The organism is Rhodopirellula baltica SH 1 (assembly GCF_000196115.1).
GTDB lineage: Bacteria > Planctomycetota > Planctomycetia > Pirellulales > Pirellulaceae > Rhodopirellula > Rhodopirellula baltica.
In genome coordinates, this window is sequence record NC_005027.1 from 5,752,905 (window position 1) to 5,778,223 (window position 25,319).

Sequence of the window (25,319 nt, forward strand, 5' to 3'; positions counted from 1 at the left end):
TCCGTCGAGCGGGGAGCCAACTGGAAGATGCTACTCGACGCCTTCGGTGATGCGACCGTGCAGATGCTCGATGCAGGTGGCAATCAACGCAGTCCAACCCGTTTGATGACTTGCGCCCAAGCCTTCACCGGTGTCGCCGTGGAAGTACTCGTAGAACAAGACCTGGTCCTGCCACAACGATTCGTCGCTCTTCATCCCGCTGCCACGGAGACAGGGCCGCGAGCCGCCTTCTGCGGGCGTCGAGAAAATGTTTGACATTCGGCGATTCAATTCATCGGCCACCTCGCGAAGATTCATCTTCACGCCCGATCCCGTCGGACATTCGACTTGGATGTCGTCGCCATAGAACTCGTGGTACCGTTGCAAGGCTTCGATCAACAAGTAACTGGTCGGAAACCAGATCGGGCCTCGCCAGTTGCTGTTGCCGCCAAACATCCAACTGTCGGATTCGCCTGGCACGTAAGCGACCGTGTGTTCTTTGCCTCGAACCGTGACGCGAAACGGTTCGCTTTCGTGCTTTTTCGAAAGGGATCGAATTCCGAAGTCTGATAAGAACTCCGATTCATCGAGCAATATTTCCAAAACGCGTTCCAAACGTTCTTGCGTCGGAATCGAAATCAACATTCGGTGATGGCGTTTCGTCGTTTGGCAGAACGTGATGTGCTGGACCAAGTCATGACGGTTGTTCAGGAACCATTCCAATCGATTGCGGAACCCTGGTAGGTCCGCCAACAGGTCTTCGTCTAGAATCTCGACCGCGATCAGGGGCAACAATCCGACCAGCGATTTCACCCGCATCGGATGGGTTTCGCCGTCGATTTGAAGTTGGTCGTAGTAGAAGCCATCTTCCTCGTCCCACAGCCCGCCACTTTCACCGCCGTTCATGGCGTCGACAATACGGATGAAGTGATCCAGGAATTTCGACGCCATGTCGGAATACGATCGATCGTGGCGAGCGAGCTCGAGAGCCATCGACATCATCGTGCCGCAGTAGAACGCCATCCAAGCGGTGCCGTCGGCCTGTTCCAGTTCGGCTCCTTCGGGCAAACCTTTGCTGCGGTCGAACACACCGATGTTGTCCAGGCCCAGAAAACCGCCAGCGAAAACGTTGTCGCCGTTGCTGTCGACTTGGTTCACCCACCACGTGAAGTTCACCAGCAACCGCTGGAACGCTTGCGAGAGAAACTTGTAATCGCGTTTGCCTGTTTCGGCTTCCATTTGGAAGACACGCAAACACGCCCACGCATGAACGGGCGGGTTCACGTCATCGAAGTAGAACTCGTAAGCCGGCAATTGACCGTTGGGATGCATGTACCATTCCCGCAACAACACCATCAATTGCTTCTTTGCAAAAGCCGGGTCGATGCGAGCCGCTGGGATCATGTGAAATGCTAAATCCCAGGCCGCGAACCAAGGGTATTCCCACTTGTCCGGCATCGACAAAACGTCGCGAGCGTAGAGGTGCCGCCAGTCTTTGTTGCGGCCATTGTGACGTGCGGCGGGAGGCGTCATCACATCGCGATCGCCGTCCAACCAGTCCGCGACGATGTAGTGATAAAACTGCTTCGTCCACATCAGTCCCGCGTAGGCTTGCCGGGAAACAAGACGCTGCTCGTCGGTTGCTTTCGACGGAATGATGGCGTTGTAGAACTCGTCGGCTTCTTCACGCCGTTGATTCATAACGTTGTCAAAGTCATCACCCAGATCCGGATGAAACTCGCCGACTTTCTCTTTCACGCTCAAGCGAACTTTGACGTGTCGCGTTTCGCCGGGTGCCAAGTTCCAACGATACAGGGCCGCGACTTTGGTTCCATGACGCTTCGGGTTCACTGCGTCGGTTTGGTCGTCGATGACGTACCGATGGAAGGCGTCTTTTGTGTACGGCGAGAAGTTTTCGGTGCCGAAGAGGTGTTCGGAATTGGTTTCGTTTTCCGTGAACAGCAGCTCGCTGTCCGGTTGATTCTCGAACGCGCAAACAAACGGTTCCAGTGTGTCGTGTCGCGTTTGAACGATGTGCGAATCAATCGCTTGAATGGTGGGCTTTGCCGTGCAGCCTTCGTGCAAACATCCCCAGACCCACGTGTTGCGGAACCACAGCGTTGGCAGCAGCGTGATGTCGTGAGCATCAGGGCCTTGGTTGGTGATCGCAATGTCGATCAACAAATCGTTGTCCGACGCTTTCGCGTAAGTGGCCTTTGCGTCGAAGAAGCGATTCTCGTCCAGCAATCCTGTGTCGATCAGTTCATATTCGCGATCGTTCAGTCCGCGTTGTGCATTGATGCTGACCAAGTCACGGTACGGGTATCGCTGTTGTGGGTAGCGATACATCGCCTTGGCGTAAGAATGCGTCGGCGTTGAATCCAGGTAGTAGTAGAGTTCTTTGACGTCTTCGCCGTGGTTGCCTTCCGGACCGGTGAGTCCAAACAGGCGTTCTTTCAAAATCGTGTCGTTGCTATTCCAAAGTGCAATCGAAAAGCACAACCGGCATTGGCGGTCAGAGAACCCGAGCAAACCGTCTTCGCCCCAGCGATAGGCGCGGCTGCGAGCGTGCTCGTGCGGGAAATCGCTCCAGGAGTTTCCGCCCTCGGAGTAGTCCTCTCGAACCGTTCCCCACTGACGCTCGGAAAGGTACGGCCCCCAGCGTTTCCAATTCTTTTCGCGGCGTTCGTCTTCGTCGAGTCGTTGCTGTTCGGACGTCGTCATGAAGATGCTCGTTGTCTGCGTCGCCAAAGAAACCCGTCCAGAACGTAATGCGTGATCTGGGGAACCGCCAAGGCGGGGGCCAGCCAAACGGACGCTTCCGCCAGCGTTTCGCCCGCCGAATTCGCAAAACCAGGGGGTACCCAAGCGAACAACCAACCGCGTTCCTGCCAGATTCCGAAGTCCCACAGCATTTCTTCCGCGTAGGCGAGGATCCAGACCACGCCCAGGAACAACGCGACTCGGCCGGTGTTGATTTGCCGTCGCGAGGTCGGGCGAGGCGGATGGGCCGAAGCTTGGTCAGTTGCCGAATCAGAACTCTCTGCGATCCGGCACCATCGATACCAGTAGATCAGCACCATGTAGGGCACGCCGTGGATGATGACGTTGGTGACCGTGAACGCGTAGTCCGAATTGAAGGTGATGATGCCGATGTACCAGCACACCGCTGTCGTCAAAACCACAATGTCCTTGCCCGGGTTCCAAGCCCCATCACGGAGACCTCGGCTCAGGCTGCGAGCGGCGTAGGCCAACATGCTGATCCAGTAGATCGGCATCACAATCGTCGCCGCGATCTCCGGCACCTGAATGAAGTCACCTTCGGCAAACCACCAAAAGTGCCTCGGCAGATGAGCGTGCCAGTGGATCAACGGATACAACGTGGCCAGGTAGATCGCGGAAGCATCGATCCACCAGCCGACTTTTTCGTCGTCGCCCTCTCGTGATCGATAGAGAGCGACCCAGCCGTATTGTTGGCGGATGAAGTGGAAGACGGCCAGATACGCCAACACGCTCCAAAACAGCGTCACGCTCTCGCTGTAGATCGCACCGCCGATTGCAAACGCGAGGACCGGGGTCAGCCCGTACAACCAAGGCCGCCGGCGAAGTTCGGTGCCGTCGAAGTAGACACGAAAACCGGTGGCGTACACATGAGCGACATCGATCAGCAAGATCGTCGCGACCCAGGTCCAACCCGGTGTTTCGTCGTGAAGGAACCCGAGTGCGGCACCGAGCGGCAGCATCGCCAGGGCGACCAACGCGCTGCCGCCGAACGTTGCCAAATCAACCGCGGGTGAGAACAACCACGGCAAACGTTCCAGGCTGTGTCGCGAAGGGGATGCGGAGTCGCAGGTCGTCATTCGCGGTCACAGCGTGGAAAAGTTGATTCGGGATCGAGCCTCGTTTGCACGTTCAGTCGACCGTGCTTCCCCACCAGTCCTTGTTGGGTTGCCAGTTGGGTTCCAGCATCGCTGCTTCGCGTTTTTCCAGGCGTTCTTTGTTGGGACCGTGAGTGCGAGCCCAACGTTGCTTGGCTTTTTCAGGATCGAAACGTGGGTCGGGTTGTGGGAACTTCGCGTCGACCGATTTCAGGTAGGCCAGCAACTCTTTTCGCATGGCTGCGACTCGTTCAGGTTGCTCCGACGCGAGGTCATTTTGTTCGCCGATGTCGGTGGGCAAATGGTACAGCTCGTCGTGTGAATCCAAGTGGTAATGGATCAGCTTGTAGTCACCGGTTCGGATCACCGACGATGGTTCCCCGCCTTGGTTGCCGTAGTGCGGGTAATGCCAGATCAGCGAACGTTGCTCCAGCAATTCGTCTTTGCCGCCGGCCAACACCGTCTCAAGTGATCGGCCGTCGATGTGTTGCTGCGGACGCAGAGGCAAATTGCAAACGTCAAGAATCGTGGGATACAAATCCGAGCCAATCACAGGCACGTCGCTGGTGGAATTCTCCGGGACGATCGCTGGCATCGAAACGTAGTAGGGCTCACGCAGTCCGCCTTCCCATTGTCGACCTTTGCCGCCGCGGTGTGGCAAGTTGCTGGTCGAGTAAGCGTCGCCGGAGGAGACACCGCCGTTGTCGCCGGTGAAGATGACCAACGTGTTGTCAGCTTTGCCGGATGCTTCGATCGCAGCCATCACGTCGCCGACCGCGTTGTCGAGCGTTTCCATCATGCCGGCGTACACCGGGTTGTCTTGGATCTGTCGAACCGGCAACGTGCGATCGATCTTGAACCGATTGCCATCGGCGGGCGGTGCCGGCGCTGACTCTCGGTACTTCTGCCAAAGTTCTTGCGTGGTTTGGATCGGCCCGTGAACGGCGTAGAACGAAAGCATCGCAAAGTAAGGCTGGTCGTCTTGTCCTTCGATGAACGAAGCGGTTTCTTTTCCCAACCGGCGAGTCAGCGATTCGCCATCGGGCCCGTCTTCCATCACTGGGTTTTTGAACGGCGCAAAGAAGCCTCCGGGAGGGCTGCCGCGGTGGTGACCCCCGATGTTGATGTCAAAACCGTGATCGGTCGGCATCGAGCCTTCGCCGCCCAGGTGCCACTTGCCGGCAAAGAACGTTTTGTAGCCCGATTCGCGAAGAGCTTCCGGCAAGGTCACGTCTTTCGCGGGCATCGCGTGGACGTACTCGGCCGGCAGCAGCTCATCACCACGGTTGAAGTCCATGCCGGTCTTCGCACCGATCCAGTCCGTGATTCCGTGCCGAGCGGTGAACTGACCCAGTTGAATGCTGGCTCGTGAGGGGCTGCAGACGCGGCAGTTGGCATAGCCTGCCGTGAACCGCATGCCGCGTTTGGCGAGTGCATCGATGTGAGGTGTTTGATGGAACTTGCTGCCCTCGATACCAATGTCATGCAGGCCCAAGTCATCGACCAAAATCAGCACCACGTTGGGGCGATCGTCCTGGGCATTGGCCTGCGTAATAGACAAGCAAGCAAACGTGATGGTCGCAAACAGCATCCAAAGCAACGTCGACAACGGTGTCTCTCGCAGGTTGAGGGCGGCGGTTTTCGCACGATTGGAATGTTGCGGATTTGGTCGGGGAGCGAAATTGGTAGGTCGCATGAAAGAATCTCTCGGAGACGCGGGCTCGATGGGCTACCAATGTAGCTGCGTGAATCAATCGCGTGCAAACCTCTGAGCAGACCCGGCAAGTGTCGTCAGAAGTGTCTCACATTGAAACATCGGACTGAAGTCAGTGTCATCGGATCGATGTCGGCTGCGGTTTCGTTCTGGCGGGGTTTGTAGAACCGAATATGTTTCTAAGTCGTTCGCTTGAAAGGGTTTAGGTGGTTGTTTGTGAGTGTCGGTGACTATTTGGCATCCTGGTCGCATGAAGGAATGCTGTCTCGATGAGGATGTCGGGGAATGGATCAAGGACGGCTTCTCCCAATGGATCACTAGGACTTAAGCACATGACACGCTCACTTCGGACTTTCGCCGCGGGCACTTTCTTCGCCGCCATGGTTGCTGTGTTGGCCGGGCCGCAAACCGCCCAAGCCGGACACGATTCGCCGCTGTACGTCGCCGCGGATCGTTATCGCGATGCCGTCAGCCACTTTGAAGACGAGGCCCGGCGGGTTCGAAGCCTTGATCGTGGCGTGTTGCGTTTGATTGACGATTTCGAAGACCAGACGAGCGATGTTCGGTCCGCGGCTCGTCATCCTGATCGCTCCGATCGATTGGCTCGGGAGTTCAATGACGTTCAGTTTCTGCAGGCACAAACCGAACAAGCCGTCTTCGGCAGTGGATGCCCGATCATCGCTCGAGCGCTGACGCCGTGCTGGGGAGATGTGTTGGGTTCGTTCGCCGCGCTTCAGCAGCAAATGGCCTATGTGCAACCTTACGTTGCAGCCCGCCCAGCGGTGACCTGTGACGTTCATCACCGAAGCCGCTACTCGGCACCGACCTACCCATCGAGTCCTCCGGTTGTCTTCCCTGGTCAAATGCCGTTGCCGCTTCCACGGACCGTGCCGCACGTGCAGCAGAAACCCATCAGCTATCCCCATCGCAATTCGCGTGATTTCAACTCGCATGATGTCTACCGAGGTGCTTCGCATCGCGACGCTCCTCGCCCCGGCAACTACCGAGCTTCGATCCCTTCGCGGAAATCGGTGCCCAAGGGTGCTGAAATCGGTTTGGTGTTATTGAATAGCTTTTTGAATCGATAGTGAACCGGCCTGTTGATTGACTCGAGTTTGGAACCCGACGCGTGAGCGAGGGATCCACAGGCTCGTTGCAATGGCACGCGATCCCTCGCTCACGCTTCGGGTTAGGATTAGATCAACAGGCCGATACGGCTGGGGACTTGATGGCCGGACGCGAAGATCATCACGGACGACGGCCCCTTCCGGGGCGAATGGGAATGGATGGCTCCGGAGGAGCCCGCGTTCATAGCTCGGGGCGGAAGCCGAATGGCACTTACTTTGCGCTAAATTCTTGACGAACTGCACTTTAGGCACATGGTTTGCGCATAGAGGCTTCTTTTCCCAATAAGGAGCCATTTTGGCATGAACTATACCGGTCCAAATCACGAAGCTGACCTCCAGTTCGACCGCTCTTTTGAGTTGTTGCAGCAGCTAGTCAACTTTGAAGATGCCAACAAGCTCTTCGAGCAACAAGCTCATACCGTCTATACGGCATGTGTTGTCCTGTGGATGCTCGTTTACCAGCGACTCAAGCCGGATGCCTCGCTTGAAAACGCAGTCAAGCATTTACTCGATACGCGACCGACTTATCTTCCCGAAAACAAACGCCTGGAAGACAACACGCTCTCGGTCGCAACGGGTGGCTACAGTCGTGCTAGATCTCGCTTACCGTTAGAAGTCGTTCGTTGGTTTGCCGAGGAAGTGAGCTCGGGGATCCTTTCTGCCACCGAGCCGGCGGTGGACGAACAACGCGTGTTCTTGATCGATGGAACCACGTTGGCACTGGCCCCGGAAAAAGAACTCCAGCAAGCGTTTCCACCGGCAAGCAATCAGCTCGGTGAAGGCGTGTGGCCTTGTGTGCTGTTGACGGTCTTTCACGAACTCGCCAGCGGTGCAGCGATGCTTCCACAAGTGGGACCGATGTACGGTCCTGAGGCGATCTCCGAAACGCAACTTGCTCGGCAGGGGTTTGAGCAGCTTCCGGAGAATTCGATCATCATGTCCGATGCAGGATTTGGGATCTTTGGAATCGCACATGGGGCAATCGACGCAGGTCACGACATCCTGCTGCGAATGAAGAAGGTGAACTTTCAGTCGCTGCAGAAGGATGCCGAATTGATCGAACAATCCGAGCACCACAAAACTTATCGGCACACCTGGAAACCCACGAAGAAGAATCGCCAGACGCAGCCAGATCTCCCGTCCGACTGCCAGTTGGATGTCTATTTGCATGAAGTCCAGGCGACCGACACGCTGACACTTTATCTGGTCAGTACGCTTGCGCAAGATGCTTTCGCGTCTGCCTCGCTATTTGAGCGACGCTACGACGTAGAAATTGACATTCGCAACTTCAAGGTGGTCATGGACGCCGAGAACATTCGCGCCAAAAGCGTCGACACATTCATGAAAGAACTCTATACGTCGGTGGTGGCTTACAACCTGACCAGCCAGCTTCGGATCGAAGCGGCGGCCTTCGAGAAAGTTCCGCCGCGTCGAATGAGCTTCAAACGAACGTGGACCACGTTTCAAACCTTCCTCCTGCGGCACATGCACACGGAGCCTGAGCGTTGGAGAATGGCCTACCAAACAGCATTGTCGATCGCCCGCAAGGACAAGCTACCGATTCGCAGCAAACGTAGTTATCGCCGCGAGGCCTACCGGAAACGCCCCAAAAACATGCAGTTTGAAAAACGCACGAAACCACCGTCTAAAATGAGAGACTCGGATCTAAAGTAAGTGCCATTCGGCGGAAGCCCCGAGAACGCCATCCCAAAAGAAAACCAGGCCGCCCCGGCAGGGGCCGTCGTCGATGATGCGCCACAAATTGGCCCCACGGCAAATCGACAAATCGTGATGGAGATGAAGTATGGTAGGCGTCCCCACGCCCACCCCTCCCCACGAAGGATTCTCGCGATGCGATCCTTGCTCCAACTGCCGTTTTCGTCTCAGCAAGTTGACTCCCCGTTGGTCTGGATCTTGCGAAGCGTGATCGTGACCCTCGTCGCGTTGGCTTCTTCGATCAACGTTTTCGCGGAGAAGCCGAAGAACGTGTTGCTGATCTGCGTCGATGACTTGCGACCTGAATTGGGCTGCTATGGAGCGGACTACGTTTCGTCGCCCAACATTGATTCGCTCGCCGCCAAAGGCATCCAGTTCAATCGCCACTTCGTTCAGGCCCCGACCTGTGGTGCATCTCGATTTGCGATGCTGACGGGTTGCTATGGCCCCTCGGGAAATCACGCGTTGTTTCAACGAGCCAAAAAGATCGCGAAGGATCCGACTTCCGTCACCCCGTCGATGCCGCGTTGGTTCCGCGATCATGGGTACACCAGCGTTTCTGTCGGCAAGGTTTCGCATCATCCCGGCGGTCGCGGCGGAGCGGACTGGAACGAAGAAGCCGAGATTGAAATGCCAGGTGCTTGGGACCGGCACCTCATGCCGACCGGGCCGTGGCAGCATCCTCGCGGAGCCATGCACGGATTGGCCGACGGCGAGATTCGCAAAGACGCCAGCCAAATGGATGTGTTCCAATCCGCAGGCGGCGAGGCGAAGTACCCCGACGATTTGATTCTGGAAACATCGCTGAACGAACTCACCACGCTGGCTGAGGACTCCGCCAACAAGCCGTTCTTTTTGGCGGTCGGGTTCATTCGTCCGCACCTGCCATTTGGGGCTCCCGCCGAGTACATGAAACCTTACCGGCAGTCCGTGTTGCCAATGATCGAGCATCCCAACAAGCCATTCGGCCAAACGACTTGGCATCGATCTGGCGAATTCATGCGTTACAACCGCTGGGGCAAGGATCCGAACCAAGACGCCGAATTCGCAGATGCGGTCCGGCGGCACTACGCCGCTTGCGTTTCTTACGCGGATGCAAACGTGGGTGAGGTGTTGAAGCAACTCGATGAGCTGGGGCTGCGAGAGTCCACCGTCGTGGTTGTTTGGGGAGACCACGGCTGGCACTTGGGCGAGCATGCGATTTGGGGCAAACACGCTTTGTTCGAGGAATCGCTGCACTCACCGCTGATCATTCACGATCCGTCGATGAGCAACGCCAGCCAAACGGACGCGATTGTGGAAACGATCGACGTGTTTCCAACGTTGTGCGAGCTGGCAAATTTGCCGTCGCCGCCAAAGGTCGATGGCGAGTCGTTGGTGCCTGTATTGAAAGACCCAGCATCATCCGAAGGTGAAGCGGTTTCGTATGCGAAGGCCACAACCATTCGCACTTCCACGCATCGTTTGATCTCGCATCCGAAGGGCTTTCATGAGCTGTACGATCACGAAACGGACCCAGGCGAAACCAAGAACATCGCCGACGAGAACCTTGAGCTCGTCCAGCAGTTGCATCAACGTTTGAAAGAACGCTTGGCCAACCGTCAGCAGTTCTGAGCAGACAAAGTGGCATAGAATCCCAGCCTGTGATTCTCATTCCACAGGCTGGAAGCCTTTTTATACCCCACATCTCGAATCACCAAAGATTAGTGCCCGATCAGAGTGGATTAGTGTTCCGCCAGAGCGGCCAAGGGAACACTAATCGTCGCTGATCGAACACTAATGGTTCTTGGACAAAGGATGTTTGGCTTCAAAACGCCTGTGTTCCCAACGCAAGCGGCTCCCAAAAGATGTGGGGTACAAAAAGGCTTCCAGGCTGTGATTCTCACTCCACTGGCTAAAAGCCTATGCCACTTTGGAAGCCTATGCCACTATTTTGGCGTAGAGTTCGCGGTAGGCGTCGACCATTGCGTCGACGGTGAATTGGGAACGGACACGAGACTGGTTGGCTTGTCCGGTTTGCGTTGCCAGATCTTCGTCGGCCAAGAATCGTTCCAGCGAATGGACGAGCGCCGTGTCATCGTTCAGCTCGAAACCTTGGTTGGGATCGTGACCGATCAATTCTTGGCTGCCTTCGACGCGGCTGCTGACGACGGGTTTGCCTGCTGCCATGGCTTCCAAGATCACGTTGGGCATGCCTTCGTAACGGCTCGGCAAAACCACCACGCGGCTGGCGGCGATCCAGCTTGCGATGTTGCTCTGCCATGTCAGCACGCGAACGCGGTCACCGGAGACTTGTTTGGCCCAAGTCGCCAGTTCGTTTTGCAGTGGGCCGTTGCCGATCAGCACCAACTTGCGATGGCTGTCTTCGGGAGCGAACCGCTCGACGGTGCGCTGCAGATGCTCCAAGCCTTTTTGCGTGTGCAATCGGCCGACGAACAGAACCACGGGGCTGTCGGCGGGCCAACCCAGGTCGGTCCAGTCGATTGGATCGGCGGAAGCAAACGCATCAACGTCGACCGCGTTTGGGATCACCGATGTGCGATCCGGTGAGAGGTTCAGTTGTTGCTGGGCGAAGGTCTCGACCGCTCGGCTGACGCAGACCACGTGGTCGACTTTGCGAAGCGTTTGCCGTTCGACCGCCAGTCGCAACGAATTGGGCTCGGCGACACGGATGCCGGCGACTCGTGGTTGTCGGGACGAGGCATTGAGTATGCCGAGCACGTTGGCGTGCCAGAGAAACGTTTGGATCAATGAACCAGGTCGACGTGCCAACCAACGTCGCAACTGAATCGTTGCTGGCAGAAAACCGCGAGACGTTTGGACTCCGCCGCTGGTGACTTCGATTCCTTCGTCATGCAACTGTTGGACAAGTCGGTCGTTGCCTTTGGGCAGTGAGTCCGCGGTGGGCAATTTGCCGAAGCTGAACAGCCGCACGTCATCGCCTCGATCGCGAAGGCCGATGGCGAGCTGGGTGAGCGCTCGTTCGGCCCCGCCAAAGTTCATCTCGGTGATGATCAGGTCAATGTTCATGGTGCCAATCGCAAATCAGAGCCACTTACAATTCACAGCACCGGCCCGACCGTCCACGGTACAAATTCGTGATCGCCCAACCCGAGGCGTTCGCTGGCCGTTTGTGTTCCGCTGGCGAATCGCAGCAACTCTTCGAACAGTTGATCTGCGAGCTCTTCCATCGCGACACCCTCGAGCAACTGGCCCGCGTTCCAGTCCATGTCGTCTCGCATGGCGTGGAACAAAGTGGAATGGCTGGCGATCTTGATCACGGGAACCGGTTTGCCGCCGAAGCAACTTCCGCGGCCGGTGGTGAACAACACTAGGTTGCAACCGCCAGCGACCTTGCCCGTGACGCTGGACGGATCAAAGCCCGGCGAGTCCATCACGTACAAGCCTTGTTTGGGAACCGTGTCCGCGTAGTCCAGGACACCGTCGAGGATTCCCGTTCCGGACTTGCTGACTGCACCGAGTGATTTTTCAGTGATCGTGGTCAGCCCACCGGCTTTGTTGCCGATCGATGGGTTGTTGTCGATCTCGCCGCCATACATTGCCACATGCTTCTTCCACCAATCGACTTTGTCCATCAAACGCTGGGCCACTGATTCGTCACGCGAACGAGCGACCAGCAAATGTTCGGCACCGATCAGTTCCGTGGTCTCGCTGAGCACGGCCGCACCACCAAAAGCCACCATGCGATCAGCGATCGCACCGACCAACGGATTCGCGGTCCATCCCGAATGGCCATCGCTGCCGCCGCACTCCAGAGCGAGTCGAAGGTGATGAGCCGGGACTGTGGTTCGCGAATTTTGGTTGGCGATCTCGAGCATCGTTTCGAGATGCTTTTCCGCACGATCGATCGTCGCTCGCGTGCCGCCTTCGGCTTGCATGGTCAGCATGGTCGTCGAGACCGATTCTGATTCGGGCGAGGTGACCGGCAGCGAACGAGGGTCGGAGATCGCGACGAGCTGGTGATGTTCGCTCAGGTACTCGGGCGTCGTTTGTTCGCAGCCCAATCCGATCGTCAGGCAAGATCCAACATTCGCGTGACCGGCGTAGCCCTTGAGGACTCGGCCGAGCATTTGCTGTTTTTGGCCGGCGTAGCGAAGGGCGCAGCCGGTGGTGTGCGTCCCGATCGCGATTCCATCCACGTTGGGGAATTCGGCCAAGCGTTCGGGAGGAAACCGAGCCGCGACATGGTGGCAAACCGTCGCACTGCAGTTCACGCGAGCCAGAATCTGAACGTAGTTTCGCGTGCCGACTTGGCCGTCCGGTCGCACAAACCCCTCAAAGGTCTTCTCGGCTGGAACGGCTGGCTTTTTTGCAGGAGCGGATTTTGAGAAAGCGGTTCCGACCAGCGAACGCCAATCCGAGTCGACTTGGTGAGCGTCGACCAAATTGTGCGAGTGCACGTGTTCACCGACGCCGATGTCGCAGGATGCTTTGCCGATCGGTTGGCCAAACTTGATCACCAATTCGCCGGCGGGAATCGCTTGGGCGGCGACTTTGTGTCCGGCGGGAACGGCCGACCCTGCGATGCGGAGGTTGCCGATCGTTTCGCCTGCCACCAAGGCCCACGCGGCCATCCAAACGTTGTCGCCGTCGTGCAGTCGGACGACTCCGTGGTCGGTTCCGTTTGGTATGCCGCCAGCCAAATCATTCATCGTTGGACCGGCTGCTCCGGGACCTTCCGCGTTGGCGTTACGGTTTGGCGAGGAGGCGGATTGTGGGTCGGTGCCAGTCATCAATAGAGCGGTGGTGGTTGGAATTTTCCGAGCTGCTACCATTTTCACTTCTGGGCAGTCTGACAGACCCCGGACTCGCTCGCCATCATGGCGAGGAGACGTACCTTCGCATTCCTTTCGCTTGCCAACTGGGCTGAACCCCCGATGAAAATTCACGAGTATCAAGGCAAACAGCTTTTCCGAACCGCCGGCGTGCCGGTTTTGGATGGGCACATGGTGACAACGCCTGACGAAGCGGCTGCCGCATACGACAAACTAGGTGGCAAAATCGCGGTCGTTAAAGCTCAGATTCACGCTGGCGGGCGTGGCAAAGGCAACGTCATTGACAACCCGGACCAAAAGGGCGTCGTCCTGGTCAAATCGGCCGAAGAAGCCAAAGCGGCAGCCGAGGGATTGTTGGGCAAGAAGTTGGTCACCATTCAAACCGGGCCCGAAGGGCAAACGGTTTCTAAAGTTTTCGTCGAAGCCGGATGCGACATCGCTCGCGAATTGTACTTGGGCATCGTGGTGGATCGTGCGGGAAGCAAGCCCGTTTTGATGGTCAGCACCGAAGGCGGTGTCGAGATCGAAACCGTCGCGGAAGAAACTCCCGAGCTGATTTTCAAGGAACACTTCGATCCCGCCGTTGGGCTGGACGGTTTCCAAGTCCGCAAGCTTTGCAAGAAGCTCGGCATCGAAGGTGCTGCGGCCAAAAGTGCCTATAAGTTCATGACCGCGATGTGCCGTTTCTTCGTCGACTTCGATTGCGAAATGGCGGAGATCAACCCGCTCGTGATCACCGGCGACGGTGAAATGGTGGCTTTGGACGCCAAGATCATCTTCGACGAGAACGCGATGTTCCGTCACAAAGACTTGGAAGAACTGCGCGACCTTAGTGAAGAGGAAGAGTCCGAGTTGCGGGCCAAGAAGGCTGGTCTCAGCTACGTCAAGCTCGATGGCAACATCGCTTGCTTGGTCAACGGAGCCGGGCTGGCGATGTCGACGATGGACATCATCAAGTATCACGGTGGCGAACCGGCCAACTTCTTGGACGTCGGTGGTGGAGCCAACGCGGCTCAAGTCACCGAAGCGTTCCGGATCCTGTTGTCGGATCCCAACTGCAAGGGTGTGTTGGTCAATATCTTCGGCGGGATCGCTCGTTGCACAACGATTGCGGGAGCCTTGATCACGGCCAGCAAAGAAGTCGGGTTCAACGTGCCTTTGGTGGTGCGATTGGAAGGAACCGAAGTCGAGGAAGGCCGCAAAATGCTGGCCGAAAGCGATGTCGACATCATCAATGCGATGGATTTGACCGACGCGGCGAAGAAGATCGTCGCGGCAACTGCGTAGTGGCGTCGTCGCTGCTGTTGGCTATGAGCTGTCGGCTTCTAGCTTCTTGAATCAACCCTCCAATCACACCTCCTGCTGCTGGCCAATCGCCGGCGGCTAATCGCTAAGAGCAATCTTCCATGAGTATTCTGGTCGACAAAAACACCAAGGTCATCTGCCAGGGGATCACTGGCAACGCCGGAAAATTCCACTCGCTTGGGTGCCGCGATTACGGCACCCAAATGGTCGGCGGTGTCACGCCCGGCAAGGGTGGCCAAGACGTCGAAGGCATTCCTGTTTTTGATACCGTTGAAGAAGCGGTTCAGAAAACCGGTGCCGACGCGACGATGATTTTCGTCCCGCCTCCGTTCACCGCCGACGCCATCTTGGAAGCCGTTGACGCTGGCATCCGCGTCATCGCCGCCATCACCGAAGGCGTGCCTGTCATCGACATGGTGCGAGTTTATGAAAAGGTCAAAGCCAGCGGATCGACGCTGATCGGCCCCAACTGCCCCGGTTTGATCACTCCCGGCGAGTGCAAGATCGGCATCATGCCCGGTTACATCCACAACCCCGGCAAAGTTGGCGTGATGAGCCGCAGTGGAACGCTGACCTACGAAGCCGTTTGGCAAACCAGTTCGCTGAAGCTCGGCCAAAGCACCTGTGTTGGTTTGGGTGGCGACCCCATCGTCGGAACGAACTACATCGACTTGTTCAAGATGTACCAAGAAGACGACCAAACCGAAGCGATCTTGATGATCGGTGAAATCGGTGGCAGCGCCGAAGAAGAAGCCGCCGCGTTCGTCAAAGAGCACGTGACCAAACCGGTCGCCGCCTTCATCGCCGGTCGCACCGCACCTCCCGGAAAACGCATGGGCCACGCCGGTGCGATCATCAGCGGCGGCAAAGGAACGGCAGAAGAAAAGGTCGCCGCATTGGAAGATGCCGGCATCGTGGTCGCTCCATCGCCAGCCGAAATGGGCGAAGCCGTCGTCAAGGCAATGTCGAAGTAGTTTCGGCAGCGGCCAGATTTATCTGCCGCGCAGCAACCTGTAGCACGGCGGTCCCCGCCGTGAATCCCGGCATGTAGCAATCGCGTCTCTCTTCTCTAAGTTCACGCGGTTTTTCGCGGGTTCAGGCAACATGCACCTCTCCTGAAACGAAGTTTCGGGGGAGGTCATGCGGTGCCGTTTAGGTGTACGTGAGGGAGGGGGCCGAGCATGGAAAGCGTCGCGTATTGCCCTCCCCCGGAAATCTCCCTGAACGCTCGCTTTCCGACCCCTCCCGCTGTGCGGGCGGGGTTCTCAAGGAGTTACTGGCAAAGTAATTAGGAACTGCACAACCTCCTGCGTTCAGGAGGGTGATTTCAACCTTGCGAGCACGGCACTTGAAAACCGCACGACCTCCTCGCGGACGGGTTGGGAGCGTCCTGCAATTGGCAGTTCCGTCGACTGTGCCACGGTGGCGGGCTGTCACGGGTGAGCTTCTGCGATGACGACGCGATGGTCTTTTTTGGCGTAAGTCCCTTTGAGTCAATGTCTTGCGTCGCGTTTTGGATTGCGCGGCACAGCGATTGCTTATTGGGCGGCTTCAACGAACAAAGCTGCCATTTTGGTTGGCCGTGACGTTGGACCGTTTGCGAGATCGGTCTGATCAGTCAGCCAATACAGGTCAGCCCCACCACACATTTCCCCCACATCTCGACTCAATACCACGAAAGGTGTCACGGACATGGCTGCAGCCACCAAGAGTGCAACCAAAATTCGTTTGCAACCCCTCGGCGAACGCATCGTTGTTCAGCGTGAGGAAAGCGAAACCACGACTGCCGGCGGCATCGTGCTTCCCGATTCGGCCAAGGAAAAACCCGCTCGCGGAACCGTTGTGGCCTTGGGCACCGGCAAATTGCTGGACGACGGCAGTCGAGCTGACTTCCAACTTGCCGCTGGCGACCGCGTGTTGTTCAGCAGCTATGCCGGCGAAACTGTGGAAGTTGATGACACCGAATACCTGCTCATGCGAGAAGACGACGTTCTGGCCGTGATCGAGTGATCCACGCCGATGGTTTCCATCACGTCGTTCTGAAACCCATCTCTGCACACCTCTAAAATAATAGACCACCATGCCAAAAATCATTGCGTTTGACCAAGAAGCACGCGAAGCCATTCGCCGCGGCGTGTCCAAACTCGCTCGCACCGTGAAAGTCACTTTGGGCCCCAAGGGTCGCAACGTGATTTTGCAAAAGAGCTTCGGCAGCCCCACCGTGACCAAAGACGGCGTGACCGTTGCTAAGGAAATCGAACTGGAAGACCCCTATGAAAACATGGGTGCGTCGATGGTTCGCGAAGTCGCCAGCAAGACCAGCGACGTTGCTGGTGACGGAACGACGACCGCAACCGTGATGGCCGAAGCGATCTTCAACGAAGGCCTTAAAGCCGTTGTCGCTGGCGTCAACCCAATTCAAATGAAGAGCGGCATCGAAACCGCTGTCTCGGACATCACCGAGCAACTTCACAGCATGGCGGTCAAGGTCAAAGACCAAGAAGCCATGGCCAACGTCGCGACCATCGCCAGCAACAACGACCGTGAAATCGGAACGTTGCTCGCCGACGCGATGAGCAAGGTCGGAAAAGACGGCGTCATCACCGTCGACGAAGGCAAAAGCCTGCAGACCGAACAAGAATGGGTCGAAGGCATGCAGTTCGACCGCGGCTACTTGTCGCCTTACTTCGTGACCGACTCGACCAGCATGGAAGTCGTTCTCGAAGACGCTTACGTCTTGGTCTTCGAAAAGAAGATCAGCAACATCAAAGACATGGTGCCGTTGCTCGAAAAAGTCGTTCAGCAAGGCAAGCCTTTGTTGATCATCGCCGAAGACGTCGACGGTGAAGCACTCGCAACGCTCGTCATCAACCGTCTGCGTGGCACGTTCACCGTGTGTGCTGTGAAGGCACCTGGTTACGGCGATCGTCGCAAAGCCATGATGGAAGACATCGCGATTTTGACCGGTGGTCAAGCGATCTTCGAAGCTCTTGGCGTCAAGCTGGAAAGCGTCGACCTGCCACAACTCGGTCGTGCCAAGAAGATCATCGTCGACAAAGACAACACGACAGTCATCGAAGGTGGCGGCAAGAGCGCTGACATCAAGGCTCGCATCGACCAAATCCGTCGCGAAATCGAACTCAGCACCAGCGATTACGATCGCGAGAAATTGGAAGAGCGTTTGGCCAAGTTGGCTGGCGGTGTTGCCAAGGTGAACGTCGGTGCGGCAACCGAAAGCGAAATGAAAGAGAAGAAGGCTCGCGTCGAAGATGCGTTGCACGCGACTCGTGCAGCCGTCGAAGAAGGCATTCTGCCCGGCGGTGGCGTTGCTTTGCTGCGTGCCAGTGGCAAAGTCAAAGCTGCCGACACTCTGACCGATGACCAACTGGTTGGTTACAACATCGTTCTGCGTGCTTGCCGTGCTCCGTTGACCATGATCAGCGAAAACGCTGGCCAAGACGGTGGCATCGTCTGCGAAAAAGTTTTGGCGATGAAGGGCAACGAAGGCTACAACGCATTGACCGACGTTTACGAAGACTTGGTCAAGTCGGGCGTGATCGACCCAACCAAGGTGACTCGCACCGCACTGGGCAACGCCGCCAGCGTCGCAACCTTGTTGCTTACCAGCGACGCGTTGGTTGCAGAGAAGCCAGAAAAGAGTGGCAAAGCCGGTCACGGTGGCGACCACGACATGTATTGATCCAGTCGGGCCGAACGTTCGTTTCAGCCCTCTGTGTTCCAGACATCAAACCCTTCGCTGTTCTTCGGCGAAGGGTTTTTTGTTGGTTTCATGATCTCATCCAGCCATTGCCTCGACAAACAACATCATCGAGCTTCGGCGGCTATGTTTGGGTGTGAAATTGTCTGTGTGTTCCTCGTCCCACATCACTCATGTTCGTCAACAAAACTAAGTTGCCGCATCTTCTGTTGCCGGAGCACTACAGCAGCCAATCGCAATATGAAGTCGAGATGGAAGCGATGTTCCGGCCTCAGTGGCATTGGGTGGGATCGTTGCATGATGCTCCCGGCGATGGGGACTTCTTCACTCGTGAGCTGTTTGGCGTTCCCATTTTGGTGCGGAATCATCAGGGTGCTTATCACTGCTTTCTCAATGTGTGTCCTCACCGGCACAGCACGTTGTCGAGTGAATGCAGTGGAAACAGCCCCACTTTGAAGTGCCAATATCACGGATGGGGATTCAATGTGGACGGTTCGAGCGGTCGCATTCCGGATGCAAAGAATTTCCGGCCGATGAGCGGCGGACCGGAGTGTCTGAAAAAGTTTGCGCTCGCCGTCCACGGACCCTTGATATTCGTATCGCTCGATCCGAGTTGTCCTCCACTGACGGAACAGTTCGCTCCGTTTGCTTCGGTGACGGACGAGTTCTCAAGTGATCGCTGGGCTCATGCTGAAACTTGGCACTACGATTTTCCAGCGAACTGGAAAGTGGTGGCGGAAAACACCGTCGAGTCGTATCACCTGGAATCCGTGCACACGGATAGCTTTCGTTTCGAACCGGAAGATGCGATTGAACACGAGATTCACGATGGTGGCACGATCATGCGGGCAACCATCAAGTCCTCGCCATGGTCGACGCGGTTTTCTAATTGGGTGACAACACAGATTCAGCCTGGATGTTCTCCGCAATACCGTATGCACCATCTCTTTCCCCATCTGTTTTTGATGCGGACCGACGTGATGCTTCAGGTGATGGTGTTGATGCCGACATCCCCGACAACTTGTCGGGTGACCGTTTCAGTCTTCGTGCTTCGGCGTGAACACGAAACGATATGGTCAAAATGGCTAACTCGATTCTGGGGTCGCGTCAAAACATCGGCGGTCAAGAAAATCTTGGCTGAGGATGCGTCGCTTTATCCTGGAATTCAGACCGGAATGGAGCACAGTCCGTTCAAGGGCTGCGTCAGCACTCGGGAAGAACTCGTGCATGCGTTGCAAAACCATGTGGCCGAGAAGTGTGGCCTGCGATCGGAGGCGTCCCGTGATGAAGTGCCCGTCCGAGTGGACGCGCCGGTCAGCAACGAAGGTGGGCGATGAGTCAGTCGCCAGCGGCGACGGTTCGCTACGTGTTGATCGGCTATGTGCTGATTCCGTTGGCGATCAACGTTGCAATCAATGTTTTGCTGGGATGGTTGCTGTTTCTGGATCAAGAATCGATTCCGGTGTGGGGATTCCCGCAAAGCGTTGCGATGGAAGTTGTTGGCACCGGCTTTCTGTTGCCGTTGATCACGGCGATGATCAGCTCTCGAATTCTTATCCGGCATCTTCACTCGGGGATGGTGCAGCCGATCCTCGAAGTGGAATCAAACTCTGGGATCGTGTCGCGATTGGTGAGTTGGGTGGGCCGGATTTTGCGAGACGCATCGTTTGGCGGTTGTTTGTCGTTTTCCGTGGTGACATTTCCCTTTTTGACGATCCCCACATTCCTTGGGTTGCTTGGCTTCCATGACGATTCAGTGAGCCCGTTCACGTTGATTGCCGTGAAGGCCGTCTACGCGGGTTTGTGTGGTCTGGTGGTGACTCCACTGATTGCAGCCGGCTTGCTTCGAGGGGCCAACCATTCACCGGAGTGAAGCCGGGCCGATTCTTGCTCGCGGTTGGTTTCGTTTTGCCTGCGGATCCGTAACAAGTGAATTCGCCGAATCGGAGTCGATTTTGGTTCGGCTTTGGCCGATGAGTGGTGAGTTGAGCGTCTGGGGATTTGCCGCCGCGGTGGCTGTTCTTTGATCGACTTGATGCTGCCCTTTGGGGCATGTCCGAGGGCAGAAGGTCCGATGAGCGTGGTCCTGGGCTGATTCCGCCTCCGCGAAATTCGCGGAAACCCGTGAATTCCTTGGGAAGACACGATCGGAAGAAGCCCGTCGGGGTTGCAAATTTTCGCTCTGAGCCGTACTTTTTGCCTTCCTTTCCCGCCCCGCCTGCGTTTTGGCAGGGCGTATCCTTTACCCAGTTCACTGCATTTTGGGGCGAAGGGCACCGAATTCACGCGTTTTGCGTCGTTTTCACCGCTCTGGGGCTGCTGTTTTCCTGCTTGTTGGAAAGCCAGTTCTCCGAACCCGCAATGGACCAAATCCCGGAGATGCCGCGAATATGCGCGGCAAAGATTCTGATGGCGAATGAAATTGTCAAAGAGATGATTGAAGCTGGTGTCCACTTTGGTCACCGCACCAGTCTCTGGAATCCGAAGATGGCTCCTTACATCTTCGGCAAGAAAAACCAAATCCACATCCTCGACATTCGCGAAACGCTTCGCGGTCTGCTTCGAGCGAAGAAGTATTTGTCGCAAGTTGCCGCTGGCGGCAGCTTGATCCTGTTCGTCGGCACCAAGCGTCAGGCTGGTGAAGCCGTCGAAGAGCAGTCGCTGCGTTGCGGCATGCCTTTCGTCAGCGAGCGTTGGCTCGGTGGCACGCTGACCAACTTCCGCACCATTCGTAGCCGACTGGGCCGTTTGGAAGAGCTGGAAGCACTGCGTGCAGGCGATGGCATCAACGACTACAGCAAGAAAATGCAATCGTCGTTGAACCGCGAATATCGCAAGATGTATCGCAACCTGAACGGTCTGCGAACGATGAACCGTTTGCCAGAAGTCATGTTCATCGTCGACCCAGGCAAAGAACGCAACGCGGTTCGCGAAGCAAAACGATTGGGCATCACAACCGTTGCTCTGATCGATACCGACAGCGACCCAAGCCAAATCGATTTGCCGATTCCAGGCAACGATGACGGGATCCGCAGCGTTGAAATGATCATGCGTGAATTGGCCGACGCCGTGATCGCTGGCAAGGGACAAACCCAAACCGAAGCGGCACCAAACGCACAAGCTGCTCCTGAAGCCGCCGCGCCAGCAGAACAACCTGCTGAAGAAGCTGCCGCCGCGTCAAGCGAAGGCTGATCTCGACCCCAACATTCACTGAATTCAATCAACGATTAGGAAACAGAAACATGACGACGATTTCCGCTAAGGCGGTGAGCGAACTTCGCAAGTCCACCGGCGCTGGGATGATGGACTGCAAGAAGGCACTGGAAGAATCCGGTGGCGACTTGGACGGCGCAATGGACTACCTCCGCAAGAAAGGCCAAAAGGTCGCCGCGAAACGTGCGGACCGCGAAGCTTCCGAAGGCGTCGTGGCTGCTGTGGTCGAAGGCAACAAAGGTCTGCTTCTGTCGCTTGGTTGCGAAACCGATTTCGTTGCTAAGAACGAAGCGTTCATCGAGTTGACGAATACCATCGCCAAGATGGCTTTCGATGCTGACTGCAAAACCATCGACGACGTCAACGCACTCGAAATTGACGGGACGACTGTCAAGGAACGTTTGGTCAACGAAACCGGCAAGGTCGGCGAAAAGATCGAAGTGACGAACCTGGAAGTCGTTGAAGGCGAAAACCTGGCTTCGTACATCCACGCGGGTGCGAAGATCGGCGTTTTGGTTTCGTACAAAGATGGAGCAAAAGACGACGCGGATCAGTTCTTCCGCGGCGTGTCGATGCACATCGCTGCTATGAAACCTTCGATCCTTCACCCCAACGAATTCGACGAAGAGTTCGTGCAGAAGGAAACCGAAGCACTTCAGGCTCAGATCAACGCTGAGAATGAGTTGAACGAGAAGGAGAATCTCGGCAAGCCGATGAAGAACGTTCCTCAGTTCGCTAGCCGTCGCCAATTGACTCCCGAAGTTTTGGCTGCGACTGAAGAAGCGATCAAGGAAGAATTGAAAGCCGAAGGCAAGCCCGAGAAGATCTGGGACAAAATCGTTCCTGGGAAGCTCGAGCGTTTCATCGCTGACAACACTTTGCTCGATCAAGAGCGTTGCTTGTTGAGCCAGTTCTACGCCTTGGATGACACCAAGACCGTGGAAGCCGCGATCAAAGAATTCCACCCCGAAGCTGAAGTGGTGGCCTTCAAACGTATCTCCGTCAACTGATCGTTGAACCGAGAATCAGAGATACAAAACGCCTTGCTCATGGCTTTCATGAGCAAGGCGTTTTTTTGTGATCCACCCGTAGCCGGATTCGCCAGAATTCGGATGCGTCGACAAACACATCCGTAGCCGGATTCGCCGGAATTCGGGCTCCTCTATAAATCCAACGTCTGCAACAACGACATCGTGGCAACGCCATAGAACGTGTATTCGACGTCCGGAGTTTGGTCGAGGGCGAAGCCGACGAAGCCGCCGTCGCGCTGCATCGACTCGGCATAGCTTTGCAGTCGCGGCGCATCCAAACGCGAAGCGGCGCCCAGGTCGACCAGCGTGATCAATCCAGTGCAGGAACTCAGCAGGTCCGCAAACGGGATTCGAGTGTTCGCGGCCAGCCCGCCTTCGTCGCCCTGCATCTCAAGCAGGAATTCGATCGTGTCGGTTTGTTCGGTTGCATCCAGATGCCCGAGTGTCTTCAGCGATCCAATTGCCGCGGCCGTCGGGTTCACGCCTGCTCGTTTCGCAACACGAATCTCTCGGTAGCCGCCGTCCGGCTGGTTCTGGCTGACTAAGAATCGCAACACGCCTTCCACATCCGGAACGGGAACTTCCATCAGTTCATGGCACAGGACTGACAAGAACGTTTGATAGGTGCTTCCCGCCCGGCCTTCGGGTGTTTTCGCGAACCCGCCATCTTCGGTGCGAAGCTTGGCCAGCAGCGCGGCGACGTTGTCCCGCCATTGGTGGTCTTCATCGGAGATCACAACGACGCCCGATGCCATTTCGAGGATGGCGGCGGCAAAGATCAGCGACATCAGGTCGACAATGGAGTCACGTTTCTGCATCCGTTGTCGCAGGAAGCGGCCCGCGGATTCGGCTGTTTCGACGTCCAGTTCTCCGAGCACCCACAGTGTTCGCAATGCGAAGCTGGTGTAGTAGGGATCGCTTTCGCCTTCGCGACCGGCGAATCCACCATCGTCGCGTTGACAGTTCTTCAGCCAGTTGGCGTGGCGAGAACGGAATTCAGGAGTCAAGCGGCTTGCACCGACGGACAAACGAAGCGTCAGTTCTTGCAGATAGCCACTCAAATCAAATTGCCAACAAGATGTCCAGCATTTCCGCTGCGGTTGAAATCACACGCGAGGAAGCTTGGAACGCGCGTTGGTAAGAGATCATCTTAATCGACTCTTCGTCGATGTTCACACCGGTGATCGCAAGGTGTTGGCTTTGTAGCGATGCATACAAATCGTTCAGCCCATCGGTCGCACTTTTTTGCACACTGATTTCGCGTCCCAACGTCGAAATGGCCTGTTCGTGCATCCCACGAATGGAGCGGTTGCCGAGTTCGTCGAGTGGTTCATCAACGATATCCAACAGGTTGTACAGCGTGTTGGTGTCGGCGTTGATGCCGCCATTGGAAATTGCCAGCAAGTCGATGTCGTCTTTCACGACGGAGTTCACGGCGATGTCGACCGCCGATGAACCGGTGAAGAACGTGTTCAACCCAGCCGCGGCGAGGAAGCCACTAGTGTCTTCACCAAAGGTGAACTTGGATGTCGCCGAATCACTATCGATTCGAACTCGCCCGTCGCCCGAGATCGACGCGGTCACGCCTTCGACCGCATTGATGTCTGCAACGATCGATGAGATGGTCGAGTCATCGATTGTTCCCAGGTTTCGAACGTTGATCCGTGTGGTGCTGATCAATTCGCCGCTGGTGTCGACGATGTTGAAATCGAAGCTGCCGTTGTTCGGTTCAAATGGCAGTTCTGCGGCGTTCAGGGGAACACCCGGTTCGCTGGTGTTGCTCGATACCAAGGATGAAAATCCCGTGCGGCCTTGGCCTTGTGAGTGAACGCTGTTGACTCCACGGATCAATGCGGCCGCCATCTGATCCAGGTTCTCGACGTAATCGCCAAAGACGCCGCCTCGAGCTTCGATGGCGGCTCCGAGTTTCCCGCCTTTCGCTTTGAGTGGTGCATCGGTATCCACAATTCGAACTTCCAATCCACCCGCGTCCTCGTCGTAAGCCGAGTAGACCTCGCGCCGATTGCCATCGGCGATCAGGTAGTCCCCGCCGACGAAAACGCTGACGTTCCCCGATGCCTGTTCTTGGAAGTTGATGTTGACGTAACTGGCCAGTTCTTCGAGGTCGCGATAGCGTTGGTCGCGAAGACCGGTTGCATCGCTTCCGAGTGTCCCACCGCCTTCGATGGTAGCGATCTCGACGTTGAGCTGTGCGATTCGTTCTGTCAGTCGGTTGATCTGTGTGGCGGCTTCGTCCACTTCCGCGTTCCAGCCGTCTTGCAGTTCGCCGGCTCTGGTCCGGATTTGTTTCATACTGGTGGCGAGAGCTTCGCCTTGGATGATCACAAATTCACGGGTGGCCGCGTCATTGGGTTGGGTCGACAGATCGTGCAGTGCGTTGTTGAAGAGGCTGAATTGCTCGTTCAACCCGCCGCCATCTAGGTCGGTGATCAGCGTTTCAAGCTGACCGTAGGCCGAACTGAGCGAGTCCGCACCGGCCGCCGCGGTCTTGGCGTTGAACATCCGCTCGGCCAACTGCTGGTCGATGACCTGCACGACACCGGTGGCGCGAACACCATGACCTTGGATCAAGTTGCCCTGGCGATACGCCACTGCGGGCGTCTGCTCGAGACGCTGGCGGATATAGCCTTCGGTGTTGGCGTTGGCGATGTTGTTGCCAACGACTTGCAGTCCAATCTGAGCCGCGTCGAGCGCGCCCTTCGATTGTTGAATGGTGCCGAACAGCCCCATGGTCGTCTCGCGAAAGTGTGAAGCCGAGCGATCGTGCGCGCACACGTGTATTCGTTGAATCGGCACACGCGGTCGTCAAACTTGACCCAAT

Annotated in this window: 18 protein-coding genes; 11 read left to right on the forward strand and 7 right to left on the reverse strand. The window is 56.6% G+C overall.

The features are described from left to right. Positions 1–30 precede the first annotated feature (30 nt). From RB_RS21910 to RB_RS21920, 3 genes are read right to left on the reverse strand one after another with little or no spacing between them, the layout of a single operon-like run. Entirely contained in the window at positions 31–2,703 is a 2,673-nt protein-coding gene (locus tag RB_RS21910) for an MGH1-like glycoside hydrolase domain-containing protein (RefSeq protein WP_164922351.1), read from the reverse strand. Then, positions 2,700–3,839 carry a hypothetical protein gene (locus RB_RS21915; protein WP_011122840.1) on the reverse strand — a complete coding sequence of 380 codons (1,140 nt, stop codon included), beginning with the start codon at positions 3,837–3,839 and terminating at the stop codon, positions 2,700–2,702. Before RB_RS21915 ends, RB_RS21910 begins: the two co-directional genes overlap by 4 nt. Before the next feature lie 52 nt (positions 3,840–3,891). Continuing rightward, positions 3,892–5,553, reverse strand: coding sequence for a sulfatase (locus RB_RS21920; protein WP_011122841.1), 1,662 nt, complete (start codon positions 5,551–5,553; stop codon positions 3,892–3,894). A 350-nt stretch (positions 5,554–5,903) separates the two neighbouring features. Between RB_RS21920 and RB_RS21925 the strand changes: the two genes are divergently transcribed. From RB_RS21925 to RB_RS21935, 3 genes are all read left to right on the forward strand, one after another. After that, complete coding sequence (locus RB_RS21925; protein ID WP_231845873.1) at positions 5,904–6,659, forward strand: hypothetical protein; 756 nt, start codon at positions 5,904–5,906, stop codon at positions 6,657–6,659. A 339-nt stretch (positions 6,660–6,998) separates the two neighbouring features. Next, on the forward strand, positions 6,999–8,372 hold the full coding sequence (locus RB_RS21930) for an IS4-like element ISRba1 family transposase (protein WP_011119835.1): 1,374 nt from the start codon (positions 6,999–7,001) through the stop codon (positions 8,370–8,372). Positions 8,373–8,549: 177 nt separating this feature from the next. Next, positions 8,550–10,028, forward strand: a complete 1,479-nt coding sequence (locus RB_RS21935) for a sulfatase (RefSeq protein ID WP_011122845.1) — start codon at positions 8,550–8,552, stop codon at positions 10,026–10,028. Between the two features lie 306 nt (positions 10,029–10,334). Here the strand turns inward: RB_RS21935 and RB_RS21945 are convergent, their stop codons facing one another. Continuing rightward, on the reverse strand, positions 10,335–11,444 hold the full coding sequence (locus RB_RS21945; RefSeq protein WP_011122846.1) for a glycosyltransferase: 1,110 nt from the start codon (positions 11,442–11,444) through the stop codon (positions 10,335–10,337). A 32-nt stretch (positions 11,445–11,476) separates the two neighbouring features. Beyond that, a complete protein-coding gene (locus RB_RS21950) occupies positions 11,477–13,168 on the reverse strand; it encodes a UxaA family hydrolase (protein WP_164922352.1) in 1,692 nt (563 codons plus the stop codon). Between the two features lie 144 nt (positions 13,169–13,312). On the opposite strand from RB_RS21950, the gene sucC reads away from it, so the two are divergent. The 8 genes from sucC (at position 13,313) to tsf (ending at position 22,456) form a co-directional block, all read left to right on the forward strand. Continuing rightward, a complete protein-coding gene (sucC, locus tag RB_RS21955) occupies positions 13,313–14,497 on the forward strand; it encodes an ADP-forming succinate--CoA ligase subunit beta (RefSeq protein ID WP_007327386.1) in 1,185 nt (394 codons plus the stop codon). A 119-nt stretch (positions 14,498–14,616) separates the two neighbouring features. Next, positions 14,617–15,489: a succinate--CoA ligase subunit alpha gene (gene sucD, locus RB_RS21960; RefSeq protein WP_007327387.1), complete on the forward strand. Its 873-nt coding sequence runs from the start codon at positions 14,617–14,619 to the stop codon at positions 15,487–15,489. A gap of 718 nt (positions 15,490–16,207) precedes the next feature. Further along, a complete protein-coding gene (locus RB_RS21975) occupies positions 16,208–16,525 on the forward strand; it encodes a co-chaperone GroES (RefSeq protein WP_007325910.1) in 318 nt (105 codons plus the stop codon). A 70-nt stretch (positions 16,526–16,595) separates the two neighbouring features. After that, entirely contained in the window at positions 16,596–18,215 is a 1,620-nt protein-coding gene (gene groL, locus RB_RS21980; protein ID WP_007325911.1) for a chaperonin GroEL, read from the forward strand. Positions 18,216–18,406: 191 nt separating this feature from the next. Further along, a complete protein-coding gene (locus tag RB_RS21985) occupies positions 18,407–19,570 on the forward strand; it encodes an aromatic ring-hydroxylating oxygenase subunit alpha (RefSeq protein ID WP_011122854.1) in 1,164 nt (387 codons plus the stop codon). Beyond that, a complete protein-coding gene (locus tag RB_RS21990) occupies positions 19,567–20,106 on the forward strand; it encodes a hypothetical protein (protein WP_011122855.1) in 540 nt (179 codons plus the stop codon). Before RB_RS21985 ends, RB_RS21990 begins: the two co-directional genes overlap by 4 nt. Positions 20,107–20,642: 536 nt before the next feature. Beyond that, positions 20,643–21,425 carry a 30S ribosomal protein S2 gene (gene rpsB / locus RB_RS21995; protein WP_011122857.1) on the forward strand — a complete coding sequence of 261 codons (783 nt, stop codon included), beginning with the start codon at positions 20,643–20,645 and terminating at the stop codon, positions 21,423–21,425. A gap of 50 nt (positions 21,426–21,475) precedes the next feature. Next, a complete protein-coding gene (tsf, locus tag RB_RS22000; RefSeq protein ID WP_007325915.1) occupies positions 21,476–22,456 on the forward strand; it encodes a translation elongation factor Ts in 981 nt (326 codons plus the stop codon). A gap of 152 nt (positions 22,457–22,608) precedes the next feature. On the opposite strand, the gene RB_RS22005 is transcribed toward tsf, so the two are convergent. Then, positions 22,609–23,538, reverse strand: coding sequence for a prenyltransferase/squalene oxidase repeat-containing protein (locus RB_RS22005; RefSeq protein ID WP_011122858.1), 930 nt, complete (start codon positions 23,536–23,538; stop codon positions 22,609–22,611). 1 nt (position 23,539) lies between these two features. Continuing rightward, positions 23,540–25,228: a flagellar hook-associated protein FlgK gene (flgK, locus tag RB_RS22010; RefSeq protein ID WP_007324125.1), complete on the reverse strand. Its 1,689-nt coding sequence runs from the start codon at positions 25,226–25,228 to the stop codon at positions 23,540–23,542. Positions 25,229–25,319: the final 91 nt, after the last annotated feature.

Coding starts and splice junctions, on each gene's coding strand:
- RB_RS21910 (WP_164922351.1), bottom strand. CDS start 2,703: ATGACGACGTCCGAACAGCAACGACTCGACGAAGACGAACGCCGCGAA.
- RB_RS21915 (WP_011122840.1), bottom strand. CDS start 3,839: ATGACGACCTGCGACTCCGCATCCCCTTCGCGACACAGCCTGGAACGT.
- RB_RS21920 (WP_011122841.1), bottom strand. CDS start 5,553: ATGCGACCTACCAATTTCGCTCCCCGACCAAATCCGCAACATTCCAAT.
- RB_RS21925 (WP_231845873.1), top strand. CDS start 5,904: ATGACACGCTCACTTCGGACTTTCGCCGCGGGCACTTTCTTCGCCGCC.
- RB_RS21930 (WP_011119835.1), top strand. CDS start 6,999: ATGAACTATACCGGTCCAAATCACGAAGCTGACCTCCAGTTCGACCGC.
- RB_RS21935 (WP_011122845.1), top strand. CDS start 8,550: ATGCGATCCTTGCTCCAACTGCCGTTTTCGTCTCAGCAAGTTGACTCC.
- RB_RS21945 (WP_011122846.1), bottom strand. CDS start 11,444: ATGAACATTGACCTGATCATCACCGAGATGAACTTTGGCGGGGCCGAA.
- RB_RS21950 (WP_164922352.1), bottom strand. CDS start 13,168: ATGACTGGCACCGACCCACAATCCGCCTCCTCGCCAAACCGTAACGCC.
- sucC (WP_007327386.1), top strand. CDS start 13,313: ATGAAAATTCACGAGTATCAAGGCAAACAGCTTTTCCGAACCGCCGGC.
- sucD (WP_007327387.1), top strand. CDS start 14,617: ATGAGTATTCTGGTCGACAAAAACACCAAGGTCATCTGCCAGGGGATC.
- RB_RS21975 (WP_007325910.1), top strand. CDS start 16,208: ATGGCTGCAGCCACCAAGAGTGCAACCAAAATTCGTTTGCAACCCCTC.
- groL (WP_007325911.1), top strand. CDS start 16,596: ATGCCAAAAATCATTGCGTTTGACCAAGAAGCACGCGAAGCCATTCGC.
- RB_RS21985 (WP_011122854.1), top strand. CDS start 18,407: ATGTTCGTCAACAAAACTAAGTTGCCGCATCTTCTGTTGCCGGAGCAC.
- RB_RS21990 (WP_011122855.1), top strand. CDS start 19,567: ATGAGTCAGTCGCCAGCGGCGACGGTTCGCTACGTGTTGATCGGCTAT.
- rpsB (WP_011122857.1), top strand. CDS start 20,643: ATGGCGAATGAAATTGTCAAAGAGATGATTGAAGCTGGTGTCCACTTT.
- tsf (WP_007325915.1), top strand. CDS start 21,476: ATGACGACGATTTCCGCTAAGGCGGTGAGCGAACTTCGCAAGTCCACC.
- flgK (WP_007324125.1), bottom strand. CDS start 25,228: ATGGGGCTGTTCGGCACCATTCAACAATCGAAGGGCGCGCTCGACGCG.